The 21,120-nt window shown below is 45.0% G+C and carries 22 protein-coding genes; 16 read left to right on the top strand and 6 right to left on the bottom strand.

All coding sequences use genetic code 11. The annotated features are described in order from the left end of the window. The first annotated feature begins 113 nt into the window (after positions 1-113). Together LUCIF_RS10680 and LUCIF_RS10685 are read left to right on the top strand one after the other, a co-directional pair. The gene (locus LUCIF_RS10680; protein ID WP_122627879.1) at positions 114-911 is read left to right on the top strand and encodes a hypothetical protein; all 798 of its coding nucleotides are present in this window, start codon (positions 114-116) and stop codon (positions 909-911) included. 1 nt (position 912) lies between these two features. After that, positions 913-1,377 carry a hypothetical protein gene (locus tag LUCIF_RS10685; protein ID WP_207857472.1) on the top strand — a complete coding sequence of 155 codons (465 nt, stop codon included), beginning with the start codon at positions 913-915 and terminating at the stop codon, positions 1,375-1,377. 97 nt (positions 1,378-1,474) lie between these two features. On the opposite strand, the gene LUCIF_RS10690 is transcribed toward LUCIF_RS10685, so the two are convergent. The 3 genes from LUCIF_RS10690 to pdxR all read right to left on the bottom strand — a co-directional run bounded on the left by LUCIF_RS10690 (position 1,475) and on the right by pdxR (position 4,792). Next, positions 1,475-2,272: a HipA family kinase gene (locus LUCIF_RS10690; protein ID WP_122627881.1), complete on the bottom strand. Its 798-nt coding sequence runs from the start codon at positions 2,270-2,272 to the stop codon at positions 1,475-1,477. A gap of 293 nt (positions 2,273-2,565) precedes the next feature. Continuing rightward, a complete protein-coding gene (locus LUCIF_RS10695; protein ID WP_122627882.1) occupies positions 2,566-3,162 on the bottom strand; it encodes a hypothetical protein in 597 nt (198 codons plus the stop codon). A gap of 223 nt (positions 3,163-3,385) precedes the next feature. After that, positions 3,386-4,792: a MocR-like pyridoxine biosynthesis transcription factor PdxR gene (pdxR, locus tag LUCIF_RS10700; RefSeq protein WP_122627883.1), complete on the bottom strand. Its 1,407-nt coding sequence runs from the start codon at positions 4,790-4,792 to the stop codon at positions 3,386-3,388. A gap of 123 nt (positions 4,793-4,915) precedes the next feature. Here pdxR and LUCIF_RS10705 point away from each other — a divergent pair, with 123 nt between their 5' ends. Together LUCIF_RS10705 and LUCIF_RS10710 are read left to right on the top strand one after the other, a co-directional pair. Continuing rightward, positions 4,916-5,836 (top strand): DMT family transporter, encoded by a 921-nt coding sequence (locus LUCIF_RS10705; protein ID WP_122627884.1) that lies wholly within the window; start codon positions 4,916-4,918, stop codon positions 5,834-5,836. 112 nt (positions 5,837-5,948) lie between these two features. Next, a complete protein-coding gene (locus LUCIF_RS10710; RefSeq protein WP_122627885.1) occupies positions 5,949-6,155 on the top strand; it encodes a hypothetical protein in 207 nt (68 codons plus the stop codon). Positions 6,156-6,406: 251 nt separating this feature from the next. On the opposite strand, the gene LUCIF_RS10715 is transcribed toward LUCIF_RS10710, so the two are convergent. Together LUCIF_RS10715 and LUCIF_RS10720 are read right to left on the bottom strand one after the other, a co-directional pair. After that, a complete protein-coding gene (locus LUCIF_RS10715; RefSeq protein WP_122627886.1) occupies positions 6,407-6,877 on the bottom strand; it encodes a chemotaxis protein CheW in 471 nt (156 codons plus the stop codon). A gap of 15 nt (positions 6,878-6,892) precedes the next feature. After that, entirely contained in the window at positions 6,893-8,059 is a 1,167-nt protein-coding gene (locus tag LUCIF_RS10720) for a methyl-accepting chemotaxis protein (RefSeq protein ID WP_122627887.1), read from the bottom strand. Between the two features lie 296 nt (positions 8,060-8,355). On the opposite strand from LUCIF_RS10720, the gene LUCIF_RS10725 reads away from it, so the two are divergent. The 11 genes from LUCIF_RS10725 to LUCIF_RS10775 all read left to right on the top strand — a co-directional run bounded on the left by LUCIF_RS10725 (position 8,356) and on the right by LUCIF_RS10775 (position 18,906). Continuing rightward, positions 8,356-8,904, top strand: coding sequence for a site-specific integrase (locus tag LUCIF_RS10725; protein ID WP_122627888.1), 549 nt, complete (start codon positions 8,356-8,358; stop codon positions 8,902-8,904). Positions 8,905-9,274: 370 nt separating this feature from the next. Continuing rightward, positions 9,275-10,327: an AI-2E family transporter gene (locus LUCIF_RS10730; RefSeq protein WP_122627889.1), complete on the top strand. Its 1,053-nt coding sequence runs from the start codon at positions 9,275-9,277 to the stop codon at positions 10,325-10,327. A 20-nt stretch (positions 10,328-10,347) separates the two neighbouring features. Continuing rightward, positions 10,348-10,869 (top strand): nitroreductase family protein, encoded by a 522-nt coding sequence (locus tag LUCIF_RS10735; protein WP_122627890.1) that lies wholly within the window; start codon positions 10,348-10,350, stop codon positions 10,867-10,869. Between the two features lie 130 nt (positions 10,870-10,999). Next, positions 11,000-12,022 carry a phospholipase D-like domain-containing protein gene (locus tag LUCIF_RS10740; protein ID WP_122627891.1) on the top strand — a complete coding sequence of 341 codons (1,023 nt, stop codon included), beginning with the start codon at positions 11,000-11,002 and terminating at the stop codon, positions 12,020-12,022. 277 nt (positions 12,023-12,299) lie between these two features. Continuing rightward, complete coding sequence (gene lpdD, locus LUCIF_RS10745; protein WP_122627892.1) at positions 12,300-12,698, top strand: prenylated flavin chaperone LpdD; 399 nt, start codon at positions 12,300-12,302, stop codon at positions 12,696-12,698. Positions 12,699-12,967: 269 nt separating this feature from the next. Beyond that, positions 12,968-14,275 (top strand): ABC transporter substrate-binding protein, encoded by a 1,308-nt coding sequence (locus tag LUCIF_RS10750; RefSeq protein ID WP_122627893.1) that lies wholly within the window; start codon positions 12,968-12,970, stop codon positions 14,273-14,275. Positions 14,276-14,315: 40 nt separating this feature from the next. Next, on the top strand, positions 14,316-15,194 hold the full coding sequence (locus tag LUCIF_RS10755) for a carbohydrate ABC transporter permease (RefSeq protein ID WP_122627894.1): 879 nt from the start codon (positions 14,316-14,318) through the stop codon (positions 15,192-15,194). Next, entirely contained in the window at positions 15,184-16,008 is an 825-nt protein-coding gene (locus LUCIF_RS10760; protein WP_122627895.1) for a carbohydrate ABC transporter permease, read from the top strand. Before LUCIF_RS10755 ends, LUCIF_RS10760 begins: the two co-directional genes overlap by 11 nt. A 6-nt stretch (positions 16,009-16,014) precedes the next feature. Next, positions 16,015-17,106, top strand: a complete 1,092-nt coding sequence (locus tag LUCIF_RS10765) for an ABC transporter ATP-binding protein (RefSeq protein ID WP_122627896.1) — start codon at positions 16,015-16,017, stop codon at positions 17,104-17,106. Positions 17,107-17,143: 37 nt separating this feature from the next. Further along, on the top strand, positions 17,144-17,923 hold the full coding sequence (locus tag LUCIF_RS10770) for a sugar phosphate isomerase/epimerase family protein (RefSeq protein WP_122627897.1): 780 nt from the start codon (positions 17,144-17,146) through the stop codon (positions 17,921-17,923). 44 nt (positions 17,924-17,967) lie between these two features. Continuing rightward, entirely contained in the window at positions 17,968-18,906 is a 939-nt protein-coding gene (locus LUCIF_RS10775; protein ID WP_122627898.1) for a hypothetical protein, read from the top strand. Positions 18,907-19,168: 262 nt separating this feature from the next. Here LUCIF_RS10775 and LUCIF_RS10780 read toward each other — a convergent pair whose 3' ends face one another. Beyond that, entirely contained in the window at positions 19,169-19,576 is a 408-nt protein-coding gene (locus tag LUCIF_RS10780; RefSeq protein WP_122627899.1) for a carbohydrate-binding protein, read from the bottom strand. Between the two features lie 315 nt (positions 19,577-19,891). Between LUCIF_RS10780 and LUCIF_RS10785 the strand changes: the two genes are divergently transcribed. Continuing rightward, positions 19,892-21,073 (top strand): aminotransferase-like domain-containing protein, encoded by a 1,182-nt coding sequence (locus tag LUCIF_RS10785; RefSeq protein ID WP_122627900.1) that lies wholly within the window; start codon positions 19,892-19,894, stop codon positions 21,071-21,073. Positions 21,074-21,120 lie beyond the last annotated feature (47 nt).

The raw sequence follows: 21,120 nt of genomic DNA on the forward strand, positions 1-21,120 counted from the left end.
AAGATGGACAAAGTGGGACCTATAAAGGTAACCTAAATCAGGCAAATATGGTATAATCCGGATGAATTAAATCCATCCTAATGTTACCCCGATGTTTTGGAATGGAGGCCATTATGAAGCAAAGCCATTGTCAATACCCGCGCCGACGCAAAGGAAAGATATCGTTGCTGGGAGAAAACATCGTATGTATTAGAAGTCCCTGGGTGTCGGCATGGTGGTCGGCGACATTTCCGGGTTTTGGTTATATTTTAGTAGGACAATATATTAAGGGCTTTGTATTGGTTGCATGGGAAATCTTCATAAATACTAAGGCACAATTAAATACGGCAATCATTTTGACTTTCATCGGTGAATTTGAAAAAGCGAAAGAGATTCTCAATCCTAACTGGGCCATGTTGTATGCTGGGGTCTATGTATTTAGCATCTGGGATAGTTACCGGACAACGGTTGAACTCAACAAATATACCGTTTTAGCTGATGCCGAAGATGTGCCGGTCATGCCATCGGCGGTTTCCTCGCTTGGCATAAGTTATAGCGACAAACGGCATCCTTGGTTAGCTTTATTTTGGTCCGTTTTTGCTCCGGGAATGGGTATCTTATACGCAGGAAATATTGTCGCAGCCGTTTTGACCTTAACTTGGTGGGTTACCCTTGTGCACTTGTCTCATTTTATCGTTGCCCTTCAGTATACGTGTACCGGAGAATTTACTAGAGCGCGGGGGGTCCTTGACCCGCAATGGCTGCTTTTTATTCCTTCGGCGTTTGCGTTTATCTTATATAGTACCTATGTAAGCGTTGTCGAGTACAATTGTTTCTTTGATGCGGAGCAGGCACGTTATTTAAAAAGTAAGTATCAGCATGCAAACTTCTTTATTTCCTTGAAAAAGCTGTCCGTTCGGGGAGATGGCTGATATGTATGTATTTTCCGCCTTTGAACATTCTGTAGCGCTGGAGCTGGCAATAACGGACCTTGAGCGTATCGGTATTCAACAAGAAGACATTCTGGCCGTTCCTCTATCCAAGACAGGGCCAACCATATCGGTAATCGATACCATGCACCGGTCGGACGGTGAGAGCGTCATAGACGGTGCAGCGGCACTTGGGACCGTACTGATGATTTTGGGAGTTATATACGGATTCATTTTACCATGGGGACCGATAGCCTGGGGACTTATCGGGCTATTAGCCGGCTTTGTCATCGGTCTTTTGGCGGATATTGGTTTTACGAAAAGGAGTAAACCCTTTGTTAAAATGGGAAGGACACCGGAAGTGATCCTTGTGGTCAGTTGCGATGAAAAGAAGGGCAAAGAGGTGGAGGATGTGCTCAGATGCCACGAACCGCTGGGAGTTTCGGCTGTTGATGCAGACGAAAAATAAACCCGGCTGTTTGGCCGGGAAATTATATTGCAATACCTGAAAAGAATGGCCCGGTGGAAAAAAGGGGGCTCATTCGCAATTCTACAGAATGACTGTTTCAATGCCACCATTGGCGTCCTCCATGTTTTTTGGGAATATGGTTGCAGAGTTTTTCGTATATTTTATCCACCAAGTCTCTTCTTGTCTTAAGGTGATTTGCCAGTACTTTTCTTTCCTCGGTATTTGGCAGCCATTCAGTTGGAATTTCCCGCACAAAGGTATCGATCGTTTCATTACTGAGTACCTTTACTTTTTCTAAGTAGGGAATAAAGTCCTGGGGAGAAAGATAATTACGGAGAAACCTTCCATAGGTAAAACGGGAGAAAATCTTTATTTTTGTACTTAAATTAGTAAGAGAGTCCAGTGTCCACCTGCCGGAGCCAAATAGGTGGGAGTTGTCAATTGCATAGATTCTGTAGCCGGCATCCTCCGGGCGTAATAAAAGATTTTTTTTATTGCTGTTCCGGTCTGAGTTTTGCAATATATGGTCAAATAATATTACGCCGGCCATTTCAGTGGTATTGACGATTTTATCTAAGTTGTGACGGCTTACATAGCTCGTGTGGTCCAGAAACTGATAGGCAAAATGGTGGCCGGCAATGACTCCCAATTCGATAAGTTGCTTATTTTCCTGCAAGAGCTGTTCATTGATTTCAATCATATCGTAGGGGGGGAAACAGCGTAAGTCCATAAATTCGGCAAACTTCGTTGCTAAAAATTCATTGGCCAATACTTTTGAATTAATTTTGTTATAGTTCATTTTAACTACGTAAGTTTTTCCATCATCGGCACGAAAAAATTGCGGTAATGTAACACCAATCCCTACCTTTCCCAAATATTTCAAAGCAATAAGCATCTGGTCAACCTCCCGACTTATTGTCTAAAGTAAAAAAGACCCGGCAGAAATCCAGGCCTCCTATGTTAATCAAAATATACCTCACTTTTGTATCTTTCTTACAGTTACAGAAAGTATAACTTTTCGGGATATTTTTATACAAGCAGTTTTTCGTGAAATGCCGAAAAGTAAAATACTTTCTTCCTGCTGAAAGACCCTTTGGGTCTTTCTTGTTTAAACTTTAAACTCAACCCGGGAAAAAATAACTTTCGGCTATGAAAGGGTTAAGATTAAACGGTGACAGGCAATGCGTATTAGTCTGTAGAGGAAGAGCAGCAGGTTGTACTGGAAGCGGACGTAATGGCTCTAAGGTTTATTACCGCGGCTCTAACACTTGAATTGGATAAGGAAGAACTGGTGCCGGGGACAAATATGTCTTGTATTCTCAATATTGCTAATTCATCGGGAACTTCAGTCAATATTCCCTCAAACAGGAAACCACCCAGAGTTGTTATAATTACTTCGTCACCAATCATGCGCCGTAATTGGCGAATTAAACAATGGCTTTCATCCCGCCGGTTACTCTTTTTAACATCAGGCCGGGAAGATAACGAACAGCCATCCGATTGGATCGGATCACTAGCGATCCCGGTACCCTTCCCTACTAACTGCCATAAATCGATGCGGGCAAAGTCCACATGAATTACGTCTCCGCCGGGAGTCAGGATTTCTACCTCATTGGAATCCGATTCTCTTGCCGGAGTAAGAATCGCTAAACGGAACTCATCAACGGACTGTAAATTACCAAAATAAACGAACCCATCGAATCCAAACAGCAACACATCGGTATTTAATTCCCGTTCCAATTCTCTGATGAGTCTACTATTGCGGAGTTCAGAAAATATACTCAAGTAAATACCTCCTTTTATTAACCTTTTTATTGACCTCTCAGTACATTATATGAATGGTAAGACATTATGTTACGATAATTGCCCGGTTCGCAGTTATTTTTATGTTTGTGTTTTTAGCAGCGCCAGATGGATCAAAGAGGACGAAATAAATTGGAACGCCAAAAGAGGCGGGCAATTTGCCCGCCTCTTTTGTTATGTTCCGGAATCGGAAAGTATAGGAAGTTCATGGATGATTGGGTTTAAAACAGCTAAAAGCATTATATAACAATAAAATTCCCCGGCTAATTTCTTCTTCATCCAAATGCCCATAACCCAACAGCAGCTTATCTAAATGAAAACCTTTACGAAGGCTGTGAAAATCGCCCGGTGTCAACCGAATTCCGGATTTTTCACAGTACAGCGCGAATTCCCGGTCAAAACGCCTGCCGGGAAACTCCAGCGCCAGATGCAAACCGGAAGCATCTCCCCAAACTCGCCAGGTATTGCCGAACGTTCTTTCCAACTCCTGAAGCAGCCTTTGCCGCCTATTTCCATATAATCTGCGCATTTTCTGCACATGCCGGTCCAACTTTCGCGTGAGCAAAAATTCGGCAAGAGCAGCCTGCTCAAAGGGAGGATTCTGGACATCGGTATAGGTACGCAGATGGCGCCACCGGGAATGAAGATGATGAGGCAATATTACATAACCGATTCGCAGGGCAGGAAACAAAATTTTACTGAATGTACCTATATAAATGACTCTCTGTGCGTCCATGGAGCGAAGAGGCGCTACCGGTGAACCATTATAGCGGAACTCGCTGTCATAATCATCTTCAATTAAATAAAGGCCGTATTCCCGGGCAAAGCGGATCAGGTCGGCCCGCCGGCCTGCGGGAAGAATGCCCCCCAGGGGAAACTGATGAGAAGGCGTCACATATATGGCACATACTCCTTTGCCTTCCAAAAATCCGGTTTGAATTCCCTGATTATCCACCGGTACCGGGCGGATTCCAAATCCCTTACTTTGTAATACATGGAGCATACCGCTATGGCAGGGATCTTCAACGATAATCTCCCGGCTCTTGCTATACAGTAAATCGGCAACTAAGTTTAATGCCTGCGTAGCGCCGGCGGTAATGAAAATATCTTGCGGCTGAATGGCAAGTCCACGGCTTCTGAACAGCCAGGCCGCAATTTCTTCCCGTAGTACCGGAAGTCCTGCCGGACCCGTATAGCTCCACTGATTAACCGGCAGGGCTTCGGCAGCCTTATGCATCAGCTGCAGCCACAGGTGCATGGGAAATTGGCGCAAGTCGGGACGGCCTGTTTGAAAATCAGCTAAGTAATTTTGAGCAGGCTGAACCGGTTTGTCCGATTCTCCGGTGACAGAGGCCGGTTTTCCCAGACACAGGCCCTTTGCTACCCGGGTTTGCGATCCCGGACGACTGATGATGTATCCCTCGGCAGATAGCATTTCATATGCTTCATAGACCGTATTGCGCGATACAGATAATTGCTGAGCCATTTCCCGCGTGGATGGCAGTACTTCATCAGGTTGAAGCCGTCCCTCGGTCATTTGATCCCGCAGTATTTGATAAATCTGGCGTGATAATGTTACGCCGGTCTTGCGTTGCAATTCAATTCCCCACATAGACCCTCCAACTGGCTCTCTCAAATATGGTTTAAATTGGCTCTGTAACGGTACCGGTTTGTTTGGTACTATTATACCACGGCAAGACGATTGGTAAAGATTGTATCTTTTGGAGGGATAATAATGCTGCAACGTTTGGCGGGTATGCTGTTTCTGACGGGGGCCTTTTCCTTGGCGGGAACTTCTGTAATCGCAGCACACTATGTGACCGGAATTTTAGGGATTTTTACCATAGCGGCGGTCAGTCTCTTTTTTGCCTTGACAGGGCTGATGCCGTTCTGTGGACGAAGGCTTATCAAGGTGCTTTGGCTAATTTCAGCGCAGGATTGGCTTCGACTGATAATCCAGGCTCTGTTCGGTATTTTTTTGTTCCGGATATTTCTGCTACAGGGATTGCTGCGCACCAGTGCCGGCGAAGCCGGAATCCTTACCGGCGCTACACCGGCCATAACGGCGCTGCTTGCGCGGTTTTATTTGAAGGAATCGCTGTTTTGGCGGCGGCTTTTTGGAATAGGCAGCACAATTACGGGTATATTGGTGTTGCAGGGAATCTTTTCACCGGGTGTGGAGTTCTCACGGGAACATCTGACGGGCAATTTATTAGTGCTTTGTGCCGCATTCTGTGAGGCATTGTTTAATATAACGTCCCGGGTTAATAGTATAAAAGCGTCACTGAATCAATCAAAAATACGGGAGCCGATGGTTCAGACTACCTTGGTAGTATGGATTGCGTTGTTTCTCTGTCTTGGCCCGGCACTGCTGGAGAAGCCGGTAAAATCACTGGCCTTACTCGGAATTCAAGGCTGGATAGCTCTTGTCTGGTACGGCTTTTTTGTGACGGCGCTGGCCTTTATTTTTTGGTATGCGGGGATCAAACGCTGTGATGCTTTGGTGGCCGCGGCATTTTCCGGCATGATGCCGTTCACCGCACTCATCCTGTCTGTGCTGCTGTTAAATGAGCAGCCGGGATGGCAGCAATGGTTGGGGGGAGCAATGGTTATACTTGGCATGCTGCTGCTATCGAAAGGCCGGCAGACTGCGTGAAAAGTAATTTCTCCAGGGAATATGTCCCTCTTGCTTTAAAATAGCTTATTAGATAATCCTTGCAAACGGAATATGCATAGAATATGTTGTGGGAAGCAAGGAGGGAAGGATAATGACCAGTGAAACTTTCAGATTGTTTTTGATATCCCTGATCCTCTCGATATTATCAACTTTCCTGGTGTTAATCGCAACAATAAGAAGCTTTCAGGAAGATAATGCAGGAAAAAGTCAAGACCAGCAAAAAGTGCAGGGAATACTTAAAGAAATCGATATGCTAAAACAGAATATAAAGCCGGTTAACAGGAAAATTAACGTCTGAAACAAATTGGTCATCAGAAATTCCATCCGAATGGTTGGCAACAACCAGGTTACTATTGATGGGACAGTGGGATTTATGCCCATGGCGGGTTTATCAAAATATATGAAGCCAAGGTAAATAGGTTGGATCAATAAAAGCGTTATACGAAAGGGCACTTCCAAGACGGATTCTTGGGAGTGCCCTTTGACTTTAGAAATATTCCAGCAGTTCTAGTCCGGTAATATTCTACGTTCATTTAGGACGTAAAACAACTAGACCACACTGGCTAACACGGTTTCTTCCTTTTCGGTTAAAATGTTATCCATACTCAAGGCAATGACTAGCCGGTCATCCACTTTGCCAAGGCCAATAATGTAATTCGGGCTTATTCCGCCTGCGATGGCAGGGGTCTTTTCCATATCCGCCGTTGGGATGAGCAGAATCTCCAATACATCATCCACAATTATACCGCATTTTTGGTGGTTTATTTCGACAACTACGATTCGGGTTGTGTCCTTTGGGGCAGTAACGCCAAGAGCAAAACGTTTTTTTAAATCTATGACCGGAATTATGCTGCCGCGCAGATTCGTGACGCCTTCCATAAATGACGGCATTCCCGGTAGTTTCATAGTTTTTCCGGGGCGGATAATCTCATAAACCTGCTCGATTGGAATGCCGTACTCATAGACCATATTATCTGTTTCCATTGTGAATACGACTAGTTTTAAGCTTTCCTGAGCCATATTTGCTGCTCCTTTCTACAGGTTGGCCGCCGTACTGGCCAACTTATTCGCCAGGGTGGTTATTTCCTCGAGCGTCGCGTTAACTTCCTGAACCGCCGCGGCAGTTTCCTCGACGCCGGCGAGGGTTGATTGGGAGGATGCGGAAGTGGTATTCATGGAGTTTTCAATTTCTTTTGTTAGTTCTTTGATCTGAACGACAGTTTTTTTGGATTCTTCCGATAGCTTTCGAATCTCTTCCGCGACAACGCCAAAGCCTTTGCCGGCATCCCCGACTCTTGCGGCCTCAATCGCGGCGTTCAGCCCCAGCATTTTCGTTTCATCAGCGATATCTTTAATAAATGCCATAACGTTATTAATTTGCTCCAGTTGAGCTTTTACATGTTCGATCTCGGTATTCAGATGACTTTGGTTATTGCTGGACTCGTTTGCCGCCGCTGAAATTTGCTGAACAGCCGAGGACACTTCACCTAACCCGTGTTCCAGTGAATTGGAAATGTTTTTAAGGTCGACGGCTAATTGTCTGGGAAGCGCTAAAGTAAATGTACCGACCGCATCGCCATTGTCTTCATCAATCAACGGGGACGATGTGGTTATAATCGGAACCCCATAGACGGAAGCATCGACGTCTTGAAAGATCTGTTTTTTTTGTTTCAGGGCTTCCGCAGGGCTGCTGCCGTCGCGTAGCGGAGTGTTTAATTGGATATCAGGCATATCAAATTTTTGCGAACCTTGCCGTCTAATATAGGATGTTTTGTCGGTAGCCGCAAAAAATCCACCTTCCGGCAGCAGGTCGGCTAATACTGGGGCAAATAAATCAAAGCTGCTGACAAGTTTGTGCTGGCGGGGAAGCATCAATATCCATGTGCCGACAATTTCCGTGTCACTTTCGTTCCAAATGGGTCCGCCGTAGGCATGGGTTCTAACCCCGTATACATTCCGGTCAAGGCGCAGCAGACTGACTTTACGGGCTTGCATGATTTGTTCGGCGGCACCGTTGGGCTTATTGGGAGTGCCTATATCTACACCTGGTAAATCAAACTTATTATTTATTTTAGCTGTGACTTTAGTAAGGTCGGTAGTAAAAAAACAGGCTCCATCTTCGAAAGTATAGACCAGGATGTGAAAGAACTCTTTTAAAAGTTCTATATCATTGGCATGAGATTTTAAATTTACAAGTTCCATTTTTGATCGATCCTTTCATTTTACTTTTATGTTGAAATTTAAATTAAGTCGAGTTTAACCCGTTGATCGCCTCCCTGCTAGAAATTGGCAGACACCCTCCCCTCAAAATTTATCTTAATCGTTAAAATACCTGACAGAAAAAGCAATGTAACAAAACAAAGTTTTGTTACATTGGCGTATGGATTAAACCCTATTGAAATAAGGAAAAAATCCCTAAAATAGGGATTCGTATTTAAAAAGTCTAAAGTAACATAATATAATACTTTAATAGAACATTAAAAAGGATGTGACCTAGTTTGGAATATGTCGAGCCGATACGAAATAAAAAACAGATTGAACATATTAAGCGCTATTTGAAAGAAAACAATTTGCGCGATTATCTGCTTTTTGTCCTAGGTATTAATAGTGGCTTACGCATATCTGATTTATTATTGCTGAAGTTAGACGACGTAAAGGGGAAAGACCGGGTTGTTCTTCGCGAGAGAAAAACCGGCAAGACGAAAGACTTCCCACTTTCAGAAACCTGTAAGCAGGCGATACAAGAATATCTGGAGGATATAGAGAATACGCAGGGCTGGCTGTTTAAAAGTAAAAACAGAAACCGGCCCATTACCCGTATCCAAGCCTACCGGATTATAAATCAGGCGGCACGGGCGGTAGGTATTCAAGAAGCAATCGGTACTCACACTTTGCGAAAAACATTTGGTTATTGGGCATATAAAAAAGGTATCGATGTGACAAGAATTCAAAAATTGCTTAACCATTCCTCCCCTAATATTACATTGGCTTATATAGGGATTACTAAAGATGAACTTGATAATATTTATATAAGCTTAAATTTATGAAAAGCAGGAGAAACCGCAAGGTCTCTCCTGCTTTTTGATTTCAAGATAAAATAAAAGTCGAAAAAAAGGAAACCATGGAAAATAATCGTATTTATGTATTATATAGACTTTATATAGGGTAACAAAACTTTGTTTTGTTACCCTTATTTTTACCAAAAATAAAAATTTAATGCATACCATTTTGAAGCTAAAACAAAACTGACACCGTGTGGAAAACGGTACCAAATGTTTGTAGTATGTTTTTTGGAACAACAATATGTGGAAAGGTTATTCTTGCATATTGTAGAATTGTCAATAAGGTGGTAATTGTTTTTGTCAAGACGAGTTCCGGTTTTCAAAGCCGGAAAACGATTGGAGCGTGGTTTACCTGATGATTAACTGGAATTGGACTTATGCGTACCTGGTGACACTGGTTGCTGGTATCGGTTTAATCTTTTGGCTTGCGACGAAGCTGGCCATCGTGCTGTTTATTGCGTTTTTACTGACTTTACTGCTTCGCCCGCTGGCAGATAAGCTTAAGCGGCGTATGGGAGCCGGATGGGCATCGATTCTCGTACTGACACTGTTTTTATGTGTTTTTCTACTGTTCTTCATTGGAATAATCCGGTCTATCCTGCCCAGTTTTGCCCAGTTTGCAACGAAGCTTCCCCACTATATCAATCCAGCCAAAGTGAATCTACTTATGGTGCGCCTGAATCTACCGTCCGAACTTACAGAATATGTGAACGATGCATTCAATCAAGTGTCGGGATTTGCGCTGGAAAGCCTGAAGAATGCTGTTTTACCGCTGCTGCATGCCATGTCCGGAGTCGTGGAACTGATCAGTATCCCGTTTATCGTTTTTTACTTTTTAAAAGACGGGGAAATGTTACGTTCCGGATTGTTCAGCCTTGCTCCGGCCCAAGAACAGGCTAAATTAAACAAAATCGCTGCCGCAGCAGCTCAGGTATTGAGCGGTTATATTCGAGGGCAATTAACAGTCTGTCTGTTTTCGGGGCTTGCGAGTTTTATATTTTTCATTGCCTGGGGGCTTCCTTTTCCGGTTGTAATTGCCTCGCTTAGTGCGTTTGCTGAATTGATTCCCGTTGTCGGACCAGTCATTGTTGCCTGTCTGGCGGCAAGTCTGGGGCTGGTTCATTCCACTGCGGCTGCTGTCAAAATTGTAATATTTTATATCGTGATGCTAAAGATTAATCACAATATTATTACACCTAAATTAATTGGGAAAGCGGTTCATCTTCACCCTGTTGTAATTATGATCGGGTTACTCTTTTTCGGCCATTTATTCGGCGTTTTGGGAATGGTTATGGCGGTGTCGGTTCTTGCGGTAATTCGGGTTGTAATTTTGGAGGTTCACGGGATTACAAGTCGCCCCGCGGGGAAAGAGCTTAGCACGGAAAAATCTAAGCCGGCATGTATTTAAAGTGGCTGGGGGGTACAAGCATGGATTCGATAATGTCTCACATAGTTAATCGGAGGAGTGTTCGAGCCTATACGGCAAAGAAAGTGGATCGAAATGATATTCTTACAATGCTAACTGCGGCAAGTTGGGCTCCATCGGGCAACAACCTGCAGCCTTGGAAGTTTTGCGTGATAATGGAGGATGCGGAATTAATCAAAAACCTGGCATCACTTACGGTTTATCAGAATTGGGTAAAAGACGCCGCTTGTTTAATTGCCGTTTTTTTAGATGCCAGGGCTTTGGATAACAATATACCGGACATTTATATAAAACATGTACAGGCGATTGGCGCCGCCATACAAAATATGCTGCTGGTTGCCCATGGACTGGGTTTAGGCACTTGCTGGATTGGGGAAATACTAAAAAATGCAGATAAGGTGAGGGATTTACTAAACATCGCAGCGGACTTGCAGTTAATGGCGGTCCTATCCGTTGGATATCCAGGGAAAGATCCTAAATCAAGAAGGAAAATAGTTTCTGAAAATATAGTAGGCTGGTTCTAATCTTCGGGGAGATTGAATTGTAAATGGAGGGAAAAAATTCCAATCCCGTGATATAATAAGTCATAATATAATTCCGTTCCAGTTAAGATCCTTTAACTTTTGCTTGAAGGAATGAGAGGAGGATGAATTTATGGCCGAACCGGCCAGGCGGTCTGCAGGGCAGCCGGCTCAATCCCTGATTATTAATCCCGGAGGCAAAGCGGCTTTGCTTACAGAGCTTACTAAGGCGCAGCATTCAATTGATCTGGTAATCTACGAATTATATGACCAAGATGTCCAAGACGTGCTGGCAGCTCAACAAAAAGCGGGAATTTCGATACGGGTTGTTTTAAATGACTTCACAGGCGCGGCGAAAAAATACGATGATCCAAATTATGCCGACGAAAAATATGAAGAAACAGCGATCGTATTTCTGAAAAAAGCGGGGATTCCATACAAAACTTCCAGTCTGGCTTTTCGCAACACGCATCAAAAAACCTTTATTATTGACGCTGCGGCTCCGGACGCCGCCTACCCGACTGCTAAAGCGATTATTATGAGTTTCAACCTCATTGAGGACAACCGTGAGAATTATTTTGCAAGTACCCGTGACTTTGCTATCGTTACTACCGATTCTCAACAAGTAAGCGATGTGGCGGCCGTGTTCAACGAAGATTGGAATTACAATTGCCCCCAAAATACGAACATTACCCCTCCCCTGCCGGATTCAAGCCCGCTGGTTGTCAGTCCGGCCAACTCGCGTTCGGCTCTGGCCGGCTTACTTAATAGTGCCGCAACAAGTATTGAAATGTACATGGAAGAGTTAGTGGACCGTAGTATAGTCGCTATATTGGCTGAAAAAGCCGCTACTGTCAATGTCCGTGTGCTTGCCGCCAAAGAAATCAGCAGCAATGCCAAGACCATGGACCCTATCAATGCGACAAGCAATGGCAAAATGATTTTGGTAGATTCGGCGAAACCGCCCAAGGTGTATCTTCATGCCAAAATGATACTGGTAGACGGTAAACAAGCCTACGTTGGCTCTGAAAATGCATCGGAGACTTCCCTGGATAAAAACCGCGAGATGGGAATCATTACGCAAGACCCCCAGATTATTGCGCAGTTGCAGACCACGTTTAATAACGATTGGGCAATCTATAGCAAGCAGCCATAGAAAAATGATTTTTTGCGTTTGAAAGCAAAGGGACGGTTGATTGGCTGAGAGATGCCAATCAACCGTCCCTTAGATTATAATGGTACAAGATAATGTCTGGGGAAAATCGGAGTTCTGTTCAATTATTTCCGGGAAATTTTGTGCAAACGTTGACCTGGGAGCCGACGCGCAGCGGAAAGGATATTTCAATTTATAGTTGAATAATCAGGTTAGAATAGGTGGTTGTTTGAATCCAGAGGATAATAGAGAATGGACCTTGGATAAAGGAGAGAAACAGATGCATAGTTTTCCTACTAAAATAGGCGAGGGAATCCATCGGGTGGAAGCGGTTACGGTTGTCTGCGGCGCTGATGTGGCGGTTTGTATCGGCGGCGGGGAAAGGCACCATATCGGCGCGGCGGCCTTGGCGGTACCCAGACCCAGTCTGCAAGATCAAGAAAAAGTTTCCGCCACGGCTTCCGTTATTTGTGCAACCGGCCATAAAGAGGATGAACTGGCCCGGTGGGCGGCGTTAAAACTGGCGGCGTCGCTAAATTGCCGCGTTAATGTAACCGCCGGCTTGCATATTGACGGAGCTGCCGCCAGTGACTTTGACAAGCTTACCGGCAATTTTCAAAGGGTGGTCGAGGTCATTGAAAATACACTAATCAAAGAATTGGCGCCCCAATATTGCTAATATCCGGTTCATGCTCCGTAGACCTTCCGGTCTGCGGAGTTTTCTTATGGGATTAGAAAGTATAACTTTTCGGGTTATTTTTAAAATAAGACATTCTTCTTAAGAAAGCCGAAAAGTAAAATACTTTCCTTCCACTTAAAGACCCATTGGCTCTTTCTTGTAAGTATTAATGTTTTACTAAATTTTAACTTTTCCTTAACAGGCTTGGTTGGGACATGAATTATACTAGTGGCATAACCGGTATATTGTATTTTACGGAGGTATTTGATGTGAGGAATGTTAAAAGATTAATAGCACTATTTTGTCTGGGAGCATTGCTGATGTCTGCTATTGGCTGCGGCAGTTCGGCAACAAATACGCCGAAAAGCGGTAAGACAGTGATTGAATATTGGCATGTGAACGCGGAAAGTTTTGGTGGATCTACAGTTAAAGAGTTAATAAAGGAATTTAATGCCCAGAATCCCGATATTCAAGTGGTTGAAAAATATAATCCCGATATGTATAAGGGATTAACGCAGAACTTGCAGGCAGCGATTGCCTCCGGCCAATATCCGGACGTGGTGCAAATGGGCTACAGTTACTTAAATTATGCGGCGGAAAACTTTAAGTATACGGATATTAATGAACTCATTGCCAAACAAGCGCCGGAAGATAAAAACTTTTTACAGGAAAATTTCCTTCCCAACATATTGACCCTGGCCCGGGCGGATAACGGCAAACAGATTGGATTGCCTTATTCAGTCAGTGTACCCGTGTTGTATTACAACCCCGACATTTTCCGGCAAGCCGGCCTGGACCCGGACAAGCCGCCAAAAACCTGGCAGGAAGTAAAAGAATATGCCCGGACAATTAAAGAAAAAACCGGCTTAGTGGGTTTCTTTATGCAAGAATATGCCGATAACTGGGCGCAGCAGGCAATTATGGAGTCTAACGGTGCTACGGTACTGGGCAAGAAAGACGGCCGGCCCGCCGCTTTGTTTGATACGCCGGAAGCGGCCCAGGCCTATCAACTTCTGGCTGACATGGTGGAGGACGGCAGCGGGTTGCATGCGACCAACGACGAGGGATTTCAAGCCTTTTTGAGCGGGAAACTGGGTATGGTCTGTACTACCATCGGCAAACGGGAAAATTTTGAAAAAAGCGCGAAGTTTACGGTGATGGCTGCTCCGTTTCCCGGTTTTGCGGGAAAGGTCCGTAAAGTACCCGCCGGCGGCAACTTATTGATGATTTTTTCGAAGGACCCTGAAAAACAAAAAGCGGCCTGGCGCTTTGTCAAGTTTCTTGAGTCCCCTCAGGCGCTGGCTATGTGGACGAAGGGAACCGGCTATTTGCCGCCGCGCAAAGGAGTGGCCGAAGACCCGAACGGGTTAAAAGACTTTTTGGCGCAAAATAAAAATATGCAAGCTGCTATGGCTACGTTGCCGGACCTGGTACAATGGGCAAGCTTCCCCGGTGCTAACGGGCTACAGGCCGAGCAGGCCCTGATTGATGCACGCGACGTGATATTAAGCGGTAAAGAGCCGGCGGCGGAAGCATTAAAACAGACTGCCGCTAAAATTAATGCAATGCTTAAATGAATAGTGTGAGTCCATTAAACAGGAGGGGAGAGAGCGGGATATGAGACGCGCCCGAATTCAGCCGGCATTGCTTTTGGCGCCGGCGGTTGCCGGATTATTCATTTTTGTTTATCTGCCACTGCTGCAAGACGTATGGCTAAGCTTTTATTCCTGGAATATGGTCAGTCCGACCATGAAGTTTATCGGTCTGGATAATTTCCGGGCCATAATAACCGGCGCCGATTTGGGTAAGGTGCTGGGCAATACGCTGCTGTATGTTGCCGTACTGCTCTTTCTCAACTTTTTATTGCCGTATATAGGTTCCTTTGCTTTAGCTCATTGCATTACCCGGGGAAGTTTTTTCTACCGGGCGGCATTGTTTATCCCCAGCACCGTTTCTTTAGCGGTGGCCAGTATTTTATTTTTGTGGATATTTAATCCTCTGGCCGGACCCTTGTGTATCCTTTTATCCGCCGCCGGTGCCGAATCGCCGCGCTGGTTTAAGGAACCGGGCCTGGTCGTGGCTGTAATTGGCCTGATCATCGGCTGGAAGGTATTTGGCTACAATTTAATCGTTTTGATGGCGGCCATGGTGGATGTGCCCAAAGAACTGATTGAAGCGGCCAAGCTGGAGAATGCCTCGAATTGGGATATTTTTCGCCGCATTATTGTTCCGATGACATCTTCCACGGCGCTTTACGTCTTTGTTATTACCATCGTATTTGGCCTGCAGTATGTGCTGGTGCCTGTGAATATGATTACCCAGGGCGGACCCGACCAAGGCAGTACTAATATCGTATATATCATTTATCAATATGCGTTCACCTTTTTTCAGACAGGCAAGGCGGCCGCGTTTTCCCTGATTACGATGCTTGTTTATGCTGCCTTTTTAGTGTTCAAAACAAAAGTCCTGGATAAGAAGGTACATTATGAAACATAAACTTCGTAACTGGCACTGGCATGGAGTATTTATCATAACCGTATTTTTACAACTTTGGCCGCTCTTGTTTATGGTTTCTACCTCTTTAAAATCCTTGGACCAAATATTTACCTCGACCTTGAATCCGCTGCCTTTGCCGTTTGAATTTGACAACTACCAATATGTGCTTCAGTCGTTTCCGTTAGTACGATACATTGCCAATACCCTGATTATTGCCGGTGCGATTACGGCCGCAAAACTGGTAACCAGTATTTTAGCCGCTTTTGCCTTTGTGTATTATGATTTTAGCTACAAGGAAAAAATCTTTAATGCTTTATTATTTACCATCTTTATACCCATTACGGTCATACTCATGCCCGACTACTTACTAATCGCCAAACTGGGCTTGCTGAATCATCCCGCCGGTGTGATATTGCCGCAAATAGCGGACGGAATGGGTATATTCTTGATGCGGCAAACCATGCGCAATATCCCAAAGCCCCTCTGGGAAGCCTGCCGGCTGGACCGGATTAGTCCCGGGAAGACCCTGGCCCGGGTGATATTGCCGCTGATTAAGCCTTCGGTAATTGCGGCGGGTATATTCTTTTTTATCAATTCCTGGAATGAATACTTCTGGCCGCTGATGGTGCTGCCGGATAAAGCAGCCTATACATTGCCGCTGGCCTTGCAGATGTTTATCAGCGCCGAAGGCGGCAATGAATGGGGGATTGCCATGGCGGTTGCAACGCTGACCTGTTTACCGCCGTTTCTGTTATACCTTTTTTGTCAGCGTTTTATTATAAATACTTTTATGCAGTCCGGCTTGAAAGGATAGGTTGATATGGGAGGAATCCTATTTAAAAATGTTTATAAGTCTTATGGAAAGACGATGGTGGTAGATAACCTGACCATGTCGGTACAACAAGGTGAACGGCTGATTTTATTAGGCCCGTCGGGATGCGGGAAAACCACAACCCTAAGGATGATCGCGGGGCTGGAGACGGTTACTGCCGGCACATTGGAGATGGGAGGCCAGGTTGTGAATCAGGTTGAGCCTGGTGACCGGAATGTTGCCATGGTATTTCAGAGCTATGCCTTGTATCCGCATATGACGGTGCGGGATAACATCACGTTTGGTCTTGTTATGCAAAACATGCCCGAGGCCGAAGTTGACGACCGGGCTCAGCGGGCTCTGGCCATTCTCAATTTGACCGGCTTGGAACACCGGCTGCCCAAGGAGCTTTCCGGCGGGCAGAAACAACGGGTGGCATTGGCGCGGGCCCTTGTCAAGCAAGCGCCTTATTTTCTCCTTGACGAGCCGCTTTCCAATCTGGATGCCCAGCTTCGTCAACAGGCCCGCACCGAGCTTATCAAAATCCATGATCTTTTTAAACCGACAATGATTTATGTAACCCATGACCAGGTGGAGGCAATGACGATTGGCCACCGGATTGCCGTTCTGAACCGGGGTGTTCTGCAGCAATTAGATACTCCGGATGTAATATATAAGTATCCCGCCAATACCTTTGTCGCCTCCTTTATTGGTGCGCCGCCGATGAACCTGATCAAGGGCGGTTTTCAAAACGGCCTTCTCCATATTGGTGACAGCAGGCTAGAGGTGCCGTCTGCCTGGCAGCAGTTATTGGCGTCTCAATCCTCCGTTTATATGGGGATAAGGCCGGAGCAATGCATTTTATCGTCTGAAGGCGCGATTACGGGAAAAGTCGATTTGGTTGAAAATCTTGGGGGCCGGCGCTGCGCCCATGTAAGATTAGGCGACGGGCAGCGGCTGCTGACGGTGTTTGCCGGTGAAAGGCCGATCCCTGAAGGTACGACCGGCGTAACCTTCGACTGGGAACATGTGAATTTTTTTGACTGCCGGACAGGCATGAATATCGGCCGGTTCAATGCGGCAGAATCCAGTGTGGCCTAATTGAGCTCCCGGCAAAATATAGATGGAGGGGGAAGCTGTGAAAATAGCCGTAAGTAATCTATCCTTTATTGGATTTAACTATACTGAGTTGAGAAAACTGCCGCCGGATGTGGGAATTGAAATATTCTATGAATTTGCCAATCCTTATTATTGGCAAGAATTTATGTCTGCCATATGGGGGCGGGACCGCTCCGGCGGACTTAGCATTCATGGACCGTGTATTGGTATCAACTTAGCGAATCCTAACCATATTCATTATCACCTTTATTACGACCGATTGTTTGAGGAGGCGGCCAGATGGGAGGCCGACTATGTGGTTGTTCACACGAATGAAGACTATGAGGGAACTAACGGCAAGATAAGAAACCTGGTCTATGACCGCCTGGCTGCGGTTATGCAAATAGCTCAGCGGTATAATGTTCAGGTGGTGCTGGAGAATGTAGGACTGCGTATAAAAAACAATCTTTTGTTTGACTGGCCGGAATACCAACAGCTTTTACAGGACTTCCCTCAGGCAGGAGCCTTGCTGGATGTGGGACACGCCCATGTCAACGGCTGGGATCTACCGGAAACCGTTAAGGCATTAGGCGCCCGGTTAACAGCTTGCCATCTTCACGATAATGACGGCCATGCCGATTGCCATTTGCCAATTGGCAGCGGAACCATTCAATGGGCGGATTTCTTTGACGGCGTCAGACAATATGCCTCCCAGGCAATATGGGTGCTGGAATATGCCAATGCTTCCGTTGAAACGTTGATAAATAACATAGATCAACTGCGTTGTCCTCCCGGACAAGCCCATAAAATTATGGGATAGGAATTGTGGTCTGCAGGGAATCCTAAGTTCGGGAGGCTAAAGATATGGGACACGAAGATAACTTTATTTTTCACAGAATCTGGAATGAATTAAGTCAGATCAATATGCATAAAATTAACCGGGTTTGTCAGTGGAATTTTCAGATTGGACTTGTCGGTTCTGAGGCTGTAATTCAGGATATGATCGAGTGGTTATCCAGTTTTCCTTATCATGATTTAGAACTGCCTGTTCCCAGTAATGATACTGTTCGCAGCAACCGGGAGATTATGAAACGGCTGATAGTAGTGCCGGTAGCAGCGGGAGAAGAGCTTGTCGGGGAAAAATTAAGCACTGCCGATTTTTGTATCGTAGAGACCTGCATGGTAAATCAGGTGAAGCAGCTGCGCGTAGATGTTTATCCTTTCGACCGCGGTGATAAGGGATTAGCGGCTCAGATCTTAGCGAATCATGAAGGAATACGGTTTGCATTATCCCATAATTTCCCTGTGTTCCGGCCTGAGCATGCTAAAATAGAAATACAGGATACGGCGGTTCAAAATGCGGCTTGGGTATTTATTGCAGCAATTCCTACCTTCTTACCGCCGCCGCATAAAGCCATTGCGGCGCCCTTGGCATCGTTTGCAGACTTTATTGTTCTCACCGTGAATGAGGTAAAACTTATGTTTGAACTGATCGGTTTATTAGGTGAAAAAATTCAGTTTAAGCATATCGTAGAATTTGTTTTTGTATTCGGTCTGGCCAAAATTGCCCGGGGAATCGCCGGAATTATTCTTACTCCGTTACCTGCTAAGACAACATTATTAGTCAAGGGGGCTTTAGCCTATGCTTTCACCTGGGCTATCGGCGAGGCTATTGTATTTTTTATCGTAGCAAGACAGAAGGTAGGCTGGCGTTTTCTTATGCAAAGAGCGAAATGCCACTATCGGCGGGGAATGGAAAACTCGAAGGAGATATTGAAGAAAAGAGTTTTGCCAAATACGTAAGAAAGACCCCATAAAAAAAGCAGCTTGCGCTGCTTTTTAGGTAGACGGATGGTTCGGCCCGTCAGTATGTCTATTGTCAATGGAATTGCCTGTTTTTGTCTGGCTTTGCTTTTTAGCCTTTGCTTGTTCCTGCGAATCATTGGATTTTTTCACAGTATCACCTCCTGTTAGTAGTATTTACAGGAGGTGATAATATATTAATTTAATTTTTAAGCTCTCATACAGAAAACTGCATGAGAGCTTATTTGAACCTGCGAAAAAATTATTCTCCGAACCAGCGGGAAAAGGCGGCCCGGCAGCGAGTCCTTACGTTGTTCCACACACCAACCTCTTCCGCGGCTTCGAAAGAGGTATTGTCTGGTTGGGGCGGGGGAGCGACAAAAAAGGAGTAGTTGGCTCCTGCGTTGTTGTCCCAGTTGTTGGCGGCATCTTTAAAACAAATATTCAAAGTATCGGTGTATGGGACCGGAACCGAAGTCTCGAAGCCATGGGGTGTTTTCCTCATCTTGTAATCCTGCTGATTTTCCCATCTGCGGCCATAGCCAATATGGGCATATACTTCGGTAGCACCATTTTGGTAAAGTAAGCCGTTATACATAATCCTGGAGGTGTTCTGAGACGAAGGGATCGTAGGGTAAATAGTTACGCCATTTGCATGATATTTTTCCATTGAATCCCCCCTTCTTATATTGATACAAATATAGTTTCCCTCAGATTGATCAAGACATGTCTGTAAATCATTGTTAGATGTTAGATAATAAGGTTTAACCGCTTTGTTTATCATTATGGCTGCAGACTAGAAGAAATATTATCGCATAAGTTCAAGTTGCGAAATATGAGGATTAATATCCAATTTTTCTTAAAAAATCAGTATTGGATATTTACGGCAGTTTTTAATCCATATATGATAGAAAACATATATACTTTCCGTCTTTTTTACAGAAAAGAATTATAAAGGAAAATTAAAATATAGGAGGGGTATATTATGCCTGTGACCTTCGCTGAACGTACAGAACTTTTAAAAGCCTCCGAAATCCGCGAAATACTGAAAATTACCCAGCGGCCGGAAGTCATTTCGTTTGCCGGAGGTCTGCCGGCACCGGAATTATTTCCGGTAGAGGAAATGAAGGACATCGCCGTAAAGGTCCTGGAAGAGTCGGGAAGTCAAGCTCTTCAATATTCCACAACGGAAGGCTTTGATCCTTTGCGGCAACAAATTGCCGTTCGTATGAATGCTAAATTTAAAACCGATGTGGGGGCCACGAATATTTTAATCACCTGTGGCTCACAGCAAGCCCTTGACTTTTCTGGGAAACTTTTTTTGAATCCGGGCGATGTCGTTTTATGTGAAAGTCCTACTTATTTGGCGGCCATAAGCGCTTTTAAAGCGTATCAGCCCCGTTTTGTCGAAGTGCCTACCGATGATAACGGAATGATCATCCCTGAGTTGGAGAAAATTCTGCAAACGAACGAAAATATAAAACTGATTTACCTGATTCCGGATTTCCAGAATCCTACCGGCCGGACTTGGTCCTTAGAACGGAGGCAGCAGTTTATTCAGCTTATAAACCGGTACGAAATTCCGGCGATCGAAGATAATCCGTACGGAGAACTGCGTTTCGAGGGAGAAATATTACCGGCCATAAAATCAATGGACACCAAAGATCTGGTGATATTTGTGAGTACTTTTTCCAAGACCTTTTGTCCCGGTCTTCGGATCGGCTGGGTCGCTGCCGGCGCCCGGTTTATTGAAAAGTATATTCTTATAAAACAGGGGGCAGACCTGCACACTTCTTCGATCAGCCAAAGGATAATATCCCGGTATATGGAAATATACGATTTTGAAGCGCATATTAAGAGTATTACCGATGTCTACCGGAGACGCCGGGATGCTATGATCCATACAATGCAAGAGAACTTCGCCGGCGATGTAAGATTCACCCGGCCGCAAGGCGGGTTATTTACCTGGGTGAAAATGCCTCCTTATATAAAAGCGGTCGAACTCTTGAAGCAATGTCTTCGGCAGGAAGTTGCTTTTGTTCCGGGCGACTCGTTTTTTCCTAACGGACAGGTAGAGAATACTTTCCGACTCAACTATTCGAATATGCCGGAAGAAAGAATTGCCGAAGGGATTAAACGCCTGGCGGCGGTAATGAGAAAATACTGATTATGCAACCGGGAGTGGCAGTATTTACTAGAAAAATAAACTTGCAT

The organism is Allolucifera butyrica (assembly GCF_900476375.1).
In the GTDB taxonomy this organism is placed as follows: Bacteria; Bacillota; Negativicutes; order Sporomusales; family UPPP01; genus Lucifera; species Lucifera butyrica.